Origin of the sequence: Pseudomonas sp. TYF_14 (assembly GCF_043105275.1) — a bacterium.
GTDB lineage: Bacteria > Pseudomonadota > Gammaproteobacteria > Pseudomonadales > Pseudomonadaceae > Aquipseudomonas > Aquipseudomonas alloputida.
In genome coordinates, this window is record NZ_JBICLK010000086.1 from 305,848 (window position 1) to 320,556 (window position 14,709).

Sequence of the window (14,709 nt, forward strand, 5' to 3'; positions counted from 1 at the left end):
CGCCTAGGCGGCTACGGCAATCGTCGAGTCGATGCGTTGAGCCGACATATCACCGATAAGCACAGGCCCCGCAGGTTCAGGGGCGAACGCAGCCATTGCGTCAACAAGATTCCCCAGGCTCGGTAGCGAGTGCTCGACAGCAACCAGCGATGACCCTGCTGAAAGGGCGGAAATTTCTGGCACGGCAACCGCTTCAGATGTGACCATTGCCGGCTGCGCAAAGATAAAGTCCTCCGCTGTCACCTGCGCAACTTCGAGCGCATCCAGGTACAGCATCTTCACTATACCTTCCTGCCCCGGCACTGCCTGGGTATCAACGGCTACACCGTGAATCTGCGCAAAGTCATTGAGTTTGAAGCGCTGGACCTTGCTGACGTGCAGATCCTCGAAGCGACTGATGCCTACCTGGGTCAGGTCAATCTTGTCGATACCGTGTCGGAACCCCCGAAGGGTGTTCTTGTAATCGCTCACACCTTCTTGTTTTGTCACCAGAAACACGCTGGGCGCAACCGTCGGCGGGGAATATATCGTGCCTGCCAAAGAAGCCACCAACTGCCCGGATGCGTCACTGGCAAGCGACACGCCACCTGCACCACCGGTAAGCAGAACATTCGCGCTGACAGGCGGGGTCGTCTGCTCTTCAGGGCTGCCCTCGAAATAACCTGGCGCAGCGGTGAAAGCGTCAAGGAAACGGAAGTTCGCTGACCGCAGTTCAGCAATCGTAGTGTCCGCAAGCGTCAGCTTCTGCCCACTGCCAAGGTCGAGCACAGTCGAATTGCCGTCCTGTTGCATCTGCAAGTCAGCAAACCCTGAACCACCAAAGCCGACCAGGTCGATCACCTCACGCGAAGTCTCGAACTGCTTGAGTACATCGTTACCGCCTGCACGCCTGTGGATGACAAAGCGGTCGGTACCCTCACCCCCCTTGAGGAGATTGTACCCACGGCCACCATCCAGTAATGCCCCGGCGGGCCCGGCGATCAAGGTATCGTCGCCATCACCACTGATAAGGTTTTGCACCGAACCAGGGGCTATGGTGAGCGCCGCACCGGCAATACTGGCGCTGCCGCTGGCCAGATCCACCGAGATACTGCGACTTACTGCAGCCGCATTCAACGTATTGCGCCCGCCAGCGGTGCCGCTGATGGCATCGTCAAGCTTCGCGCGCCCTGGGTTTTCTGCCACCAGGTTCGCGTAGTCATCGGTGAAGTAATAGACATCATCGGTGGTGCCGGGGCTGCCGACGAGGCGCAGCGTCCAGCGATCAAGCGTTAACGGTAAGCCAGCAACAGCATTACGCACCTCAAGCTTCCACTCCCCAGCCGAGCGCTCTGCGCGATGATGGGTCGACATGAACCCATATTTGAACGCCCCTGAACGCGAATCGCCCAGATCGTCATCACCAGAGCCCGGCGCCTTGCCTGTGCGATCGAGCAGTACGCTGCGCGTGCCGCCAGGCGACACCAGCGTGAGCGTCATGTCGCCAAGGCGGCCGACCATCGAGTGGACATCGACCTCCACATGCTCCACCAGCAAATCAGCCGGCAGGGTCAAAGACAAAGTCGCAACCTGCCCCGCCGCAACCTGTTGAGCCACTGGTTCACTGCTGGCTGTCAGCAGCCGTTCATTGGCCTTGGTCGCCCGGCTCCCCCAGGACTCGGCAAGGCGCACCGCCGCGCGGGCGTCGATCATGCCAAAGCCGTAGTCGTGGCTGGCGTGCATGCCACCGCCATTCCAATTGCGCCCTGCGTTGTAAGCCCATTGGGTTGATGCGTCATCCACTTTGCGCGCAGACAGTGCGAGGATCTGCTGAACATCCCGGTAACCCAACCCCGGGTTGGCCTGCAACATCAACGCCACCACGCCTGAGACGATCGGCGCGGCGAAGCTGGTGCCCTGAGTCGTGCTGTAGGCGCTGCCGACCGACGCACCGCGCTCCGCTTCAAGGCTGACGCCACTGGATAGAACATGGCTCCCCGGTGCAGCGACCAGCAAGCTGGAGCCTGGATTGGAAAAGGGTGCCGTGGCAGCTTGCAGTACCGAGAGGTCTGCCTTTGCGTTGATGGCCGCCACTTCAATGGCGTGGCGGTTGTTGTTGGTCAGCGAGCCCTGTGCATTACCGCCTTTATGGCGCTGGTTGCCACCAGAGGCGACGACGATGGTGCCTAGCCCGCCACGGCCGTTGGTGGCGGCAAGCGTAGTGCTGAATGCCAGCGCCAGAGCAGTATCGACTTTTCCTTCTGGAACATTTGTAAGTCCGAAGTCCGTTTTGAAACCCCAACTGTTGTTGGCTATGTCGTAGTTGACCATTTGCCCCAGATTGGTCAGGTCATCGCCTTTGTTGGCCAGGTAGTGCCCGCCGATCTTCGCCTCATATGCGATGCCGATCCCTCCTTGATCATTGCGCGCGCCAACCATGACCCCAGCCACTTGAGTGGCATGATTGGACGCCAGAGCGGGCAGCGTGCCATTGGTGCGTTGGGTTTGCAGCCAGATGGGATCGATATTCGGCTTGAGATCGGGGTGCCCGATGTCGAAGATTTCCGGCGCCACGGCAAACTCCCCACCCGGCTCGAACTGCCCTATCCTCACCCCCTTGCCCGTGAAGTCACGCCATACCGGCGCGACATTGATCTCGTCCAGATACCACTGCCGCCCCGACAGCGGGTCAGCGGGGGATTGTTCATGGCGCAACGTTACCGTTGCCCGCAAGGGTGCTGATGCAGCACTGCCCACCTCGGTCACACTCATGGAGGCGTTGCCGGCAGCATCGACCAAGTCGTAGCGGAAACTGACATCACCGTCATGGCCTGGCAACGGCGTGACCTCCACATCACCCTGCTCATTCAGCCGCACTGTTGCACCCTTGCCAGCGCTGACTGAGGCGATGCGCAATGGCCCGCTGCTGCCAAGTGGCTGGTCATTGCCCAGCAGCGCCGTTGCAGGGACTATCAGCGCCGTGTCAGTGGTGGCGAATGTAGCCAGTTGCTCAGGCGAGAGCCTGTCGCCGATTGGCATGGCTCCCCGGCCGAGAAGATCGATGGCAGCAATGTCGGCGAAGCTGAGTTTCTGGATGTTGCTCAGGCTCAGGCGGCCATCTCGTCCCGCCACGGTGTCGGTGATCAGGTGGCCCGATTCGGTACGTGTGATCAGGTACTCGTCGTGAGCACCATGCAAACTGACCAGGTTGGTGCCCGCGCCTCCGTCGATCGTGGCATCGCCGCGTCCGGCCTCGATCACGTCATCGGCAGCACCGCCCGTAATCCGATCAGCGCCACCACCGGCGTAAATGATACTTCCGCCCGCCGAGGCCCGGATGCGATCCCCCTTGGGGCCCGCATAGATCACCGACTTGCCGGTACCACCGATGATGTCGTTACGGCCTGTACCACCCACAAGCACATCGTTGCCGCCCCCGCCAATCAGCAAGCTGTCGCCCGAGCCGCCCTTGATGAATACTCCGCGTTGACCGCCGCTGGCGATGATGTCCTTACCCCGCCCGCCTTGCGCAATGGTCAGCCCGGCCTTGGCCATGTTCAGCCCAACGCCATGCTCCCCCACGATCAGTGCCGTGTCGCGCCCACCATTGCCCTGCATGTTCGCCCAATCGTCGCTGGCACTGATCACGAATACATCGTCGCCCGCCCCGCCGTGATAGGTGTTGCTGCCACCGCCACCAACCAGCCAACTGCCCTCTGGAGCCGCGGTCAAGACATCATCGCCCGCGCTGCCGTACAGCGTCTGTACGCCGAGCGCTGCGGCGTCCAGCGTGCTTTCTTGAGCACTCTGGCTGATGTAGGCCCTTCGGGAAGTGGGCCCGCTTGACGAAGTCAGTAGAGTGCCACCCTCCTGGGCCTCGATCCGATTACCGACGGTATCGGCAAGAAACCTCACCGCCAGTACTTCCCGGTCCTCACCATTGACAGTGAAAGCGCCTCGGGAAATGACCTCGTTACCTTGACGCACCTCTCCTACCGGCTCGACCTGGCCGAGCTTGATCTGGCTAATGCCATGCTCCTGCAATGCCCTCAGCTCACCGGCATCGGCACGCCCGTCGTGGTTGCCATCGACCCACACCTTCAATTGCGCCCAGACGGCGTCTTCAACGTTGATGACGCCATCGGCGTTGGCGTCAACACTTGCCAGGGCGGCGAAGCCATCCTTGAACGGTGTTTCACCAGAGCTGCCGTCGCTGCCTGCCTTGCCGCCGTAGTATTCGGAGAACAGCTGGCTGACGTTGCTCACCTGGCCAGTACCGTTGTCATGCACCAGCATCCCGCTCAGCCGGTCTGCCCAGCCGGTGCGGCGCAGTGAACCACTGTTGTCGATATCGAACAGTACGCCCTCCTCGATACCCGTCAGGCCAACGCCCTTGCCGCTGAGGTCGAGCAAGAGCGGGTCGACAAACGTGTTCACCGTAGTCATTGCTGCCAACCCGTTGAGTACCACGGCATTGCGCAGGCTGAAATCCGGTTGTTCATTGCCATCACGATAGAACTGAGCCAGGTGCTGATTGGGTCGCACGTTGGGGTCGATCTGGAGCTCGCCGGGGCGAACACCACCGCTGGCCAAACTGCCCAACTGAGCGGAGGTGAAGTCGGTGTTGTCGAGGGTGCTGTCGGTGAATGCGATACTGTGGGTCAGGCGACGATCGACGTAGCCGTTGGAGACGTCATTGCGGATATCGTCCTGGCCTTGGAGGTCGCGGCGGGATTCGGTTGTGGGGGTGATTTCGATTTTGATTGAGGCGTCTGATGCACCTCCACCTAAACCAGTATCTTGATGTATGAAAAAATCAACCAGTTTGTCGAAAGTAGTTGACGCAAGATCGAACCATCCCGTGGGTGCTTCGATATGATGAAACCACTTTCTAGCAGCTCCAATTACCTCTTTTGAACCCAACACACTTTTTTGGCTCATAAAAGCATGGGTACGCCCTGCCAGCTCTAGCTCCTTCGCGGGATCCCCCGCAGAGGACAAAACCAGTCCCCAATATATCTGTTTACTTTCTTCTGGCAATCCTAAAAATATGGGATAAAGGGTCCAAGCGCTTTCAGGATATCCGGAACCTTCAAATACTTGCTTATGGAAATTCGCTATAGCAGTTTGAGGTATTGGCCCTAAAACAAAACCATCCACCGTATGCGCCTTTAACGCATTCAGATACTCCTTAGCCATATTAAAACGGATGATTTCAACATCTTCATCGCGCATTGGCATACCCGCTTCTGCGGCTACGCCTTTCATGTAGTTTATCGCCGCCACACCTGCAATGCTGTTCCCCCGAGCCACACCATTTGCGAGCACCGCATATTTATCACCTTTTTCGGCTAATTTATCATACATTGCCGACGGACCTTCTTTTGTTAACAACTCGCTTGCAAGCTCGATATCAGAATGGCTTAATTTCATCATAAAAATTATCCTTGTATACCATTAGAAACTAAGAAGATTTTTACACGCGACGCTATCTCACCCCACTCGCTTAATTCGTCCCATCCAAAATCAATCTTTACAATAGCTTTACTGCCCCCCAGTAAATATCTAAAATGACACCGATGGTATTTAGACCTATACTTACTCCAACTACACCTTCCAATTTGCTCCATGTACCCATTTCTTTCAGACCAGAAAATCATCCGTGGTGAATTGGGGAAAACGCTATCAACACCCTCCACTCGATTCAAACCTAATTGTCTATCAAACACCTTGGCCTCTCGTTGCTTATAAGTTGCCTCGGAAATGAAAAAATCAAAGGTTTCGCGCAGTCCCCTCTCACCAGCGGGCCATGGTTCAAGCGTCACTACGATTCCACTAAACGTCTCTGAGAAATAATTTCCGGGCGTTAACTCAGGCCAGTTCATGGCCAGACTTAAAGAATATAAATTTGATTTACACCCTCTATCAACGCCGCCAGAACCTCTCTTATAATTTCCTTCACCCTCATATTCCGGCCAGAAAGGAACATATTCGCTTGAAAACTCATACATAACACCGGACACCACACCACATACTTTTGGCGCAGGGGGTGCGACCGGCTTCGATTTCTCGCTTAAAGCAACAGTCGCCACTGCTAAAGCAACACAGCTCGCGGGAAGACACAACGCGACCGCTGCGCTAACCCTCAGTGCATTCCATATAATTTCGTACAGCATTCTCCAGCCGCTTTTTTCTCGTAGCCGATTCGCGTCCATCTGTTATCACCCTCACAAGTAATCACTTAGCGCTCCGTTAAACTTTCCTGCACATGTCGCCGCAAAGGCCTTAGAAAATAACTTATAACCTTGCGCTTATCCGTAATAACCTCCGCACGCACTGACATACCCGCCGTCAACGGAACATCCTGTTTTCCTACACGCATTATTTCCTTACCCAGGCGGACTCGAGCGCTATAAACCAACCCTCGCTTCTCATCTTCAATGGCATCGTCAGAAATACTCTCCACCACCCCCGGGACAACCCCGTACTGGGTAAACGTGAACGTCTCAACTTTCACTTCCACTGGCTGCCCCGGAAAAACAAAGCCGATATCTTTGTTCTCGACTTTCACTTCCACTTCCACCGGCTCGCCCGTCGGCACAATGACCATCAGTGTCTGCGCGGGTGTAACCACCCCGCCCTGTGTATGGATCGCCAACTGCTGGACGGTGCCGTCAACGGGGGATGTCAGTACCTTGAGGCGATGCCGCTGCTCGGCCTTGTTCAACTCCTGCTCAAGGGTTGCAATGCGCCGTTGCGCCTCACCGTGAAGGTCGAGCATGGCTCTGCGCAGTTGGGCAATGGCACCGCTACGGCGGTGCTGAGCAGCAAGCCGTGCAGCGTTCAGTTCGTCGATGCGCGAGCGCTGGAGAGCCAGTTCGCGTTCCTGCTCCAGGCGGGCCTGCTCCTTTTCCAGGTAGGTGTGCTTGGCCACCGCCGATTCACTGAACAACAGCTTGTAATCCGCCGTCAGTTGGCGGGTGATCACCAACAGTTGCCGGAGCGCGTCAGCCCGGCCCTGGGCGGAACGGATTTCGGCAGCGCGTTGACCGATTTCGGCATCGGCCTGTTCCAGCGTGGCCTGCAACTCCAGGTATTGCCCCTCCAGCCAGCGCTGCGCGCCTGCCTGCTGCGCGGCCGTGGCCTGCGGTATCAAGGGTGCCAGGGAGGCAGGTGCCACATCGCCGTCCAGCGCACTCAGCAGTGTGCTGGCGCGGGCCTGGTCGATCTGTGCAGCCAGCAGTTCGCTGCCCAGGCGCTTGATGTCAGCCTCGGTCAACTGCCCTTCCAGCTCGACCAGCACATCACCTTTGCGCACCGGCTGGCCATCGACGACGTGGATCGACTGCACCACCGCGACTTCGCTGGCCTGTATCAACTTGCTCCTGCCACTGGGCACGATCTTGCCTTCGGCACTGGCGATGACATCGATCTCACCGATGCAAGCCCAGGCAAGCGCCAGCCCGATGAACATCAGCAGGCTCCACTGCAGGTAGCGCGGCAAGGGATGCACTGGCGTTTCCTGCAAGGACAGTGCCGCAGGTAAAAAGGCCAGTTCGTCGGGCTCACGTACGGGGCCGTCCATGCTCCGGCGCTTTCGCCATGCCGTCCTCCACGCATCCCGGTAGCGCTCGGCAAGGTCCTTGAACGCCACACTCATACGGCGGCCCCGAGCTGCAGTTGATGCAGGTAGGCATAGGTGCCCTGTGGATAACCCAGCAGCTCATCATAAGTCCCTTGCTCGATGATCTGCCCACGCTCCATGACCACGATGCGGTCGGCATGGCGTACTGCCGAAAGCCGATGGGCAATGATGATGACCGTGCGCTGCGCGCAAATCCGCGCCATGTTCTGCTGGATGATCCGTTCGGACTCATAGTCCAGCGCACTGGTGGCTTCGTCGAAAATGAGGATGCGTGGGTTGCCGAACAGCGCTCGGGCGATGGCTATGCGCTGTCGCTGCCCACCCGACAGGCTGGCGCCGTGCTCACCAATCAGGGTTTCGTAGCCATCCGGTAATTCGAGGATGAACTCGTGCGCACCCGCCAGCGTCGCTGCGGCGATTACTTCTTCAAGCGGTGCTGCTGGGTTGCCGAGGGCAATGTTCTCGCGCACGGTGCGCCGAAAAAGCACGTTGTCCTGCAACACCACGCCGATCTGCCGACGCAGTGACGCCACATCGGCTACCGCCAGGTCAGCACCGTCGAGCAATACCCGCCCCCGCTCAGGTGAGTACAGCCGCTGAATCAAGCGTGTCAGCGTGCTCTTGCCTGACCCCGAGCGACCTACAACGCCTATCACTTCTCCGGCGGCGATCTTCAGGCTGACATCGCGCACCACTTCGCCCCCGTCCGGCCGATAGCGAAAACACACACGATCGAGCTCGATCTGCCCGACAAGTGTGGGCAGCACCGTGCCCTTGCCTTGGTTGACCTCGGTACGGGTGTTGAGAATGTCGCCCAGGCGTTGAATCGATACCCCTGTCTGCTGGAAGCTGGTCCAGAGTTGGGCCAGGCGGATGATGGGCTGCGACACGCGCCCTGCGAGCATGTTGAAGGCGATCAGCTCGCCCACCGTGAGTGCGCCTTCGATGACCAGCCGGGCCCCCAGCCACAAGGTGGCTACCGTGACAAGCTTGCCGATCAGGCCGACGCTTTCATTGGCGAGACTGGAAAGGTTCTGGGTCTTGAAACTGGCAGATACATAAGCGGCCAACTGATCATTCCAGCGCCGGGTCACCTGAGGTTCCACGGCCATCGACTTCAGTGTGTCGATGCCGTTGACCGCCTCGACCAAGAAAGCCTGGTTCTCGGCGCCGCGTTGGAAGCTTTGATCAATCAACGCCCGCAGTAGCGGAGTAACGACCAGGGATACGAGAAAATAGAAAGGCAGCGAGCCAACGACGACCAGCGTCAACCATCCGCTATAGAGGAACATGACAGCGATGAAGACCACCGAGAACAGCACATCCAGCACTAGCGTGATGCTGTTGTTGGTCAGGAAACTTCTGATGTTCTCCAGTTCTCGCACTCGGGCAACCGAGTCACCGACTCGCCTGGCGTGAAAATAGGCGGTTGGAAGATCGATCAAATGCCTGAACAGTTTTGCACCCAGTTCGACATCGATTCTTGACGCTGTATGAGCTGCCACATAGGTACGCAACCCACTCAGCAATGTTTCAAACAGAACGACGACCAATAAACCCAAGGCGATAACATCCAGCGTGGTCAAACCGCGATGCACCAGGACTTTGTCCATTACCACCTGAAAGAACAAAGGCGTCAGCAAAGCCAGTATCTGAATGACCAGGGAAACCACGAGCACTTCGCCAAATAGCCGCCTGTACTTCACCAGAGCAGGAATGAACCAGGTAAAGTCGAAGCGCGACAGCCCTAGGGGCAACTGGGCATCGGAGCGAACCAGAATGAGTTCTCCCGACCAGCGCACCAACAGTTCCGCGAGGGTCAGCGCTTGCGGCGCGCGGGAATGGGGGTCCTGCACCAGAACCTGCTCGCCCTCCACGCGCGCGATGATGAAGTACTCACCACGCGTATCCACTGCAATAGCGGGCAAGGGCGTCTGCTGCAGCCGGGCCGGATCGACGCTGCGGTGTTTGGCCTTGAGGCCAAGTTGCTGAAATGCCCGAAGTAGTGGGCCGGTGGAGAAACGCTCACCCGCTGCTGCATGATCGTGCTGCAACTGCTCGGCAGAGACGGCAACACCATGGTAACGCGCCAGCGTGATAAGACACACCAGCCCACTTTCAATAGTGTTGGCATTGCCATCAGATAAATCAGCCATCACGCCACCTCTTATGAAAACCGGACATGAGGCGATACTAGCCCGAAGCAATAGGACAAACGTCCTACAAGCTTCCGACGCAAGCGTGTGACACTTCTGACTTTTAAAGTCTATTCGTAGGAAGTTTCCTAACGGCGAGAAATCCAGTGTAGGAAGTTACAACTTACGCCGTAGGAATAAATAACCAGAATCAGACATATCCACTCTAGACCGGGTCTTTCAGTGGATATGTCGGTTATCAGCGGATCAAGGCCCCCAGACCCTCGAGCAATCGCTGCAAAGCCCCCTGATTGGCCCGCATCACCGCCCTGCCCGCCTCGCCCATGCGCTGGGCGTCCTGCGGCAGTTCCACCAGACGGCGCACCGCGCCGGCCAGCCCGTCAGCATCATCCACCTGCTGCAACGCACCCGCCTCGCGCAGCATCGCGCTGATTTCGAGGAAGTTGAACACATGCGGCCCCATGAGCACCGGCAAGGCCAGCGCCGCAGGCTCCAACGGATTGTGCCCACCGGTCGGCACCAGGCTGCCACCGACGAAGGCAATGTCGGCCAGGGCATACAGGAACAGCAGTTCGCCCATGGTGTCGCCCAGCAATACCCGCGTTTGCGCATCGACCAGCGTGCCGGCAGAGCGGCGCACGGTGGTGAACTGCTCGCTGCACAACGCATGCACTGCATTGAAGCGCTCGGGATGGCGCGGCACCAGGATCAGCAAGGCATCGCCATGCACCTGCAACAACTGCCGATGCGCCTGCAGGATCAAGGCATCTTCACCGTCGTGGGTGCTGGCGGCAATCCACACAGGGCGCTGGCCGCCCCCCCACTGTTCACGCAATGCCCTGGCGCGCGGCAGCAGCTGTTCGTCGATCGTCAGGTCGAACTTGATCGAACCGGTGACTTGCACGCGCTCAGGGCGTGCACCCAGGTCACTGAAGCGCTGGGCCTCGGTTTCGGTCTGCACGGCAATCAGGCTCATCTCGGCCAGCATCGGCCGGGTCAGCCTGGCAAAGCGCCCATAGCCACGGGCCGAGCGCTCGGACAAGCGCGCATTGGCCAGCGCCACCGGAATGCCGCGCCTGGCACACTGGTGAATGTGGTTGGGCCAAAGCTCGGTTTCCATGATGATGCCCAGCTTAGGCTGCACATGATCGAGAAAACGCCCCGCCGCCCAAGGCAGGTCGTAGGGCAGGTAGCAATGCTGCACGCGCGGTTCGTTGGCGAACAGGGCGCGAATGCGTTCAGAGCCGGTAGGGGTCATGCAGGTCAGTGTGATCGGCAGCTCCGGGTAAGCCTTTAGCAAGGCACGCACCATGGGTGCGGCAGCAATGCTCTCGCCCACCGATACCGCGTGTACCCAGATACCACCCTGGCGCATGGCCGGCAGCTTGAAAGCAAAGCGCTCGCCGATACGCTGGCCGTAGGCCGGTGCCTTGCGCGCGCGCAGATACAGGCGCAGCGCAACCAGCGGCAGGCCCAGGTGAAACAGCAAGGTATAGAGAGTTCTGTTCATGGCGGCTAAGTCTACCCGATCGCGCGAAGGTGCACTGCAAAGCGCTCGGCCAGCCACTGCGCGGCCGGGCCCAGAGGTTCATCGCGGCGCCAGGCCAGCTCTGCCACCAAGGCCGGCGGCCGCCAGTCGCTGTCCAGTTCGACCATGTGCGCCTGGTAGGTCGGGTACTGCACCACATGCCGGGGTAACCAGGCCCAGCCCAGGCCGCGCATCAGTAGTTCGGCCATGGCGTAGAAACTGTCGGCACGCCATACCTGCGGGCTGATCGCTTCACCGCCGGGGTAACCGCTTTGTTGTGGCGTGATCAGCAACTGCCGGTGGCGGGCCAATTGTTGGCGGGTGACCCGGCCTTCGCCCGCCAGCGGGTGGCCGACCGCGCACACCGTGACCATCTCCACGCTGCCCAAGGCACGGCGTTCCAAGGAAGCCGGGATGCTTTCGTGGAGGAAGAACAGGCCCAGATCGGCGCGCCGCTCCACCAGCTTGCGCGCCACATCGCCCTGGGCTCCGCTGGCCAGTTGCACCTCCAGGAACGGGTAGCGGCTCGCCAGTTCGTCGAGGCTGTCGATCACCGGCTGATACGGCATGGCTTCGTCCTGCGCGACCCGCAGCAAGGCCTCCTGCCCGCGCATCAGGGCCAGGGCGCGGCCATCCAGGCGTTCGCACTGGCGTAACAATTCGCGGGCGTCCTCCAGCAAGGCGCTGCCGTTTTCAGTCAATTTCGGTTGCCGGCCGCTGCTGCGCTCGAACAGAGTGACCCCCAGGTCGGTTTCGAGCAGCGCGATGGCACTGCTGATCGCCGACTGGGCTTTGTGCTGCTCACGTGCCACCGCGGAGAACGAGCGCAGTTCTGCAACGCGCAGAAAGGTACGCAATTGTTCAAGGTTCCACTGCTCGGCCATCAACCTATCTACCATATCGATAGGTAATGACTTTACCCCATCCAGGCAACGTCTAGAATGCCCGCTCAGTAACGGAGGATCCTGCCATGAATGCCTATACCTACCTCGCCATTGCCATCTGCGCCGAAGTCATCGCCACCGCCTCGATGAAGGCGGTGAAAGGCCTGAGCACGCCGTTGCCACTGCTGCTGATGGTGGTTGGCTATGGCATTGCGTTCTGGATGCTGACGCTGGTGGTCCGCAGCATTCCGGTGGGGATTGCCTACGCCATCTGGTCGGGGCTGGGGATTGTGCTGATCAGTGTGGCGGCGCTGGTGATCTATGGGCAGAAGCTGGATATGCCGGCAATGCTTGGCATGGCCATGATCGTGGGTGGCGTGGTGGTGATTCAGCTGTTCTCGAAGACCGCTGGGCATTGAGAGCCCGTGTGCGGGGCTCGCCGACGATAGGGCCATCTCAGGTATAGCCTGTATACTTGCCAGCTGTCCCAGTCTTCGAGGTACCGCCATGCCATCTGCCATTTCCACTGACGTGCTGATCGTCGGCGCCGGGGTCGCAGGCCTCTGGCTCAATGCCCGCCTGCGCCGCCTGGGCTACTCGACAGTGCTGGTGGAGCGCGCCAGCCTTGGCGGCGAGCAGACCATCAAGTCGCAGGGCATCATCCACGGCGGCACCAAATACGCCCTGCACGGCGCCCTGACCGGCGCCTCGGAAGCCATCGCCGACATGCCGCGCCGCTGGCGCGAGGCCTTGGCCGGCAACGGCGAACTCGACCTCAGTCGTACCCGCCTGCTCTCCGATGCCCACTACCTGTGGTCGCCGGGCACCTTGGCCGGCAACCTCACAAGCTTCTTCGCCAGCAAGGCCGTGCGCGGCCGGGTCGACCAGGTCAAGGGTGACCAGTTGCCACCGGCACTGCAGGACCGCGCGTTCAAGGGCAAGGTGTACCGCCTGGCGGAACTGGTGGTCGATGTCCCGAGCCTGCTGGCCAACCTGGCCGAGCTGGCCGGCGAGTCCTTGCTGGCAGGTGAACGCATCGAACCCTTGCGTGAAGGTAATGCGTTGGTCGGCCTGCGCGTGGACGACCGGGAAATCCGTGCCCAACGCATCGTATTGAGTGCCGGAGCCGGCACCGAAGGCTTGCTGCAGGCGCTGGGCCTGGATCAGCCGGCCATGCAAACCCGCCCGCTGCACATGGTCATGGCCAAGGGCCCGAACCTCAAACCTTTGTACGCCCACTGCCTCGGCGGCGGGCCCAAGCCGCGGGTAACGGTAACCACCCATCCGGCAGCCGATGGCCAGTGGGTCTGGTACCTCGGTGGGGACCTGGCCGAAGCCGATGGCGTGGCGCGCGAGCCTGCAGCGCAGATTGCTGCAGCACAGAAGGAAATCGCCAGCCTGCTGCCATGGGTCGACCAGAGCCTGGTGCGCTGGGCCACACTGCGCGTCGATCGCGCTGAGCCGGCACAATCCGGCCTGGTACGCCCGGACAACGCCTTCCTTGCCGACAAGCAGCGCCTGCTGGTGGGCTGGCCTACCAAACTGGCGCTGGCACCGGACTTCAGCGACCGGGTGATCAGCCACCTGGAGCGCGACGGCATTCGTCCACAAGCACAGGCCGACCTGACCGACCTGCCACGCCCTCCGCTGGGCGTACCGGCCTGGGAGCAACTGCTGCCATGAGCCTGCCAACCCTGCACGCATTCCATCGCCCGCTGGGCAGCACCGGCCTCAAGGTCTCGCCACTGGGCCTCGGCACGGTCAAGCTGGGTCGCGATCAGGGCGTGAAGTACCCCACGGGCTTCACTATCCCCGGCGATGAAGACGCCCGCCTGTTACTGGCTCAGGCCCGCGAGCTTGGCATCAACCTGATCGACACCGCCCCGGCCTACGGCCACAGCGAAGAACGCCTGGGCCCGCTGCTGCGCGGCCAACGTGATGAATGGGTAATCGTCAGCAAGGTCGGTGAAGAGTTCGAGGAAGGCCTGTCGCATTTCGACTTCAGCGCCGCCCACACCCGCCGCTCGGTGGAGCGCAGCCTGCGCCGGCTCGAAACCGACCGCATCGAACTGGTGCTGGTGCATTCCGACGGCAACGACCTGGCCATCCTCGAACAGCAGGAGGTCTACCAGACCCTGGCCGAACTCAAGCAGGAGGGCAAGATCCTCGGTTTCGGGCTGTCCGGCAAGACCGTCGCCGGCGGCCTGAAGGCACTGGAGCAAGGCGACTGCGCCATGGTCACCTACAACCTCAACGAACAGGCAGAACGCCCGGTGCTGGACTACGCTGCCGAACACGGCAAGGCCATCCTGGTAAAGAAGGCCTTGGCGAGCGGGCATATCTGCCTGGCCCCGGGCGTCGACCCGGTGCAGGCCAGCTTCGAGCTGCTGTTCGCCCACCCGGGTGTCAGCAGTGCTATTGTCGGCACCATCAACCCGTTGCACCTGGCCCACAACGTGGCCACCGTCGCCCGTATCCTGGGCCAGCATTGAGTTACCTCAGGCTCCCGACTCAGGG

General features: G+C 60.2%; 9 protein-coding genes. 3 read left to right on the top strand and 6 right to left on the bottom strand.

Translation table 11 applies throughout. The annotated features are described in order from the left end of the window. Window positions 1-3: 3 nt before the first annotated feature. From ACF8O8_RS24185 to ACF8O8_RS24210, 6 genes are all read right to left on the bottom strand, one after another. The gene (locus ACF8O8_RS24185; RefSeq protein ID WP_392510606.1) at window positions 4-5,415 is read right to left on the bottom strand and encodes a S8 family serine peptidase; all 5,412 of its coding nucleotides are present in this window, start codon (window positions 5,413-5,415) and stop codon (window positions 4-6) included. A gap of 5 nt (window positions 5,416-5,420) precedes the next feature. Next, entirely contained in the window at window positions 5,421-6,194 is a 774-nt protein-coding gene (locus ACF8O8_RS24190; protein ID WP_392510607.1) for a hypothetical protein, read from the bottom strand. 26 nt (window positions 6,195-6,220) lie between these two features. Then, window positions 6,221-7,639, bottom strand: a complete 1,419-nt coding sequence (locus ACF8O8_RS24195; protein ID WP_392510608.1) for an HlyD family type I secretion periplasmic adaptor subunit — start codon at window positions 7,637-7,639, stop codon at window positions 6,221-6,223. Further along, entirely contained in the window at window positions 7,636-9,780 is a 2,145-nt protein-coding gene (locus ACF8O8_RS24200; protein ID WP_392510609.1) for a type I secretion system permease/ATPase, read from the bottom strand. The genes ACF8O8_RS24195 and ACF8O8_RS24200 overlap by 4 nt, the downstream gene beginning before the upstream one ends. A 238-nt stretch (window positions 9,781-10,018) precedes the next feature. Beyond that, window positions 10,019-11,290: a lipid IV(A) 3-deoxy-D-manno-octulosonic acid transferase gene (waaA, locus tag ACF8O8_RS24205; protein ID WP_392510610.1), complete on the bottom strand. Its 1,272-nt coding sequence runs from the start codon at window positions 11,288-11,290 to the stop codon at window positions 10,019-10,021. 11 nt (window positions 11,291-11,301) lie between these two features. Further along, window positions 11,302-12,192 carry a LysR family transcriptional regulator gene (locus ACF8O8_RS24210; RefSeq protein ID WP_003249460.1) on the bottom strand — a complete coding sequence of 297 codons (891 nt, stop codon included), beginning with the start codon at window positions 12,190-12,192 and terminating at the stop codon, window positions 11,302-11,304. A gap of 86 nt (window positions 12,193-12,278) precedes the next feature. Here ACF8O8_RS24210 and ACF8O8_RS24215 point away from each other — a divergent pair, with 86 nt between their 5' ends. The 3 genes from ACF8O8_RS24215 (at window position 12,279) to ACF8O8_RS24225 (ending at window position 14,684) form a co-directional block, all read left to right on the top strand. Next, entirely contained in the window at window positions 12,279-12,611 is a 333-nt protein-coding gene (locus tag ACF8O8_RS24215; protein WP_004577390.1) for a multidrug efflux SMR transporter, read from the top strand. An 88-nt stretch (window positions 12,612-12,699) separates the two neighbouring features. Then, on the top strand, window positions 12,700-13,875 hold the full coding sequence (locus tag ACF8O8_RS24220; protein WP_392510611.1) for an NAD(P)/FAD-dependent oxidoreductase: 1,176 nt from the start codon (window positions 12,700-12,702) through the stop codon (window positions 13,873-13,875). Next, window positions 13,872-14,684 carry an aldo/keto reductase gene (locus ACF8O8_RS24225; protein ID WP_010955511.1) on the top strand — a complete coding sequence of 271 codons (813 nt, stop codon included), beginning with the start codon at window positions 13,872-13,874 and terminating at the stop codon, window positions 14,682-14,684. The genes ACF8O8_RS24220 and ACF8O8_RS24225 overlap by 4 nt, the downstream gene beginning before the upstream one ends. Window positions 14,685-14,709: the final 25 nt, after the last annotated feature.

Excerpts from the sequence above, each read along its gene's own strand:
- ACF8O8_RS24200 (WP_392510609.1), bottom strand. The coding sequence starts at position 9,780 with ATGGCTGATTTATCTGATGGCAATGCCAACACTATTGAAAGTGGGCTG.
- ACF8O8_RS24190 (WP_392510607.1), bottom strand. The coding sequence starts at position 6,194 with ATGGACGCGAATCGGCTACGAGAAAAAAGCGGCTGGAGAATGCTGTAC.
- ACF8O8_RS24220 (WP_392510611.1), top strand. The coding sequence starts at position 12,700 with ATGCCATCTGCCATTTCCACTGACGTGCTGATCGTCGGCGCCGGGGTC.
- ACF8O8_RS24195 (WP_392510608.1), bottom strand. The coding sequence starts at position 7,639 with ATGAGTGTGGCGTTCAAGGACCTTGCCGAGCGCTACCGGGATGCGTGG.
- ACF8O8_RS24225 (WP_010955511.1), top strand. The coding sequence starts at position 13,872 with ATGAGCCTGCCAACCCTGCACGCATTCCATCGCCCGCTGGGCAGCACC.
- waaA (WP_392510610.1), bottom strand. The coding sequence starts at position 11,290 with ATGAACAGAACTCTCTATACCTTGCTGTTTCACCTGGGCCTGCCGCTG.
- ACF8O8_RS24185 (WP_392510606.1), bottom strand. The coding sequence starts at position 5,415 with ATGATGAAATTAAGCCATTCTGATATCGAGCTTGCAAGCGAGTTGTTA.
- ACF8O8_RS24210 (WP_003249460.1), bottom strand. The coding sequence starts at position 12,192 with ATGGCCGAGCAGTGGAACCTTGAACAATTGCGTACCTTTCTGCGCGTT.
- ACF8O8_RS24215 (WP_004577390.1), top strand. The coding sequence starts at position 12,279 with ATGAATGCCTATACCTACCTCGCCATTGCCATCTGCGCCGAAGTCATC.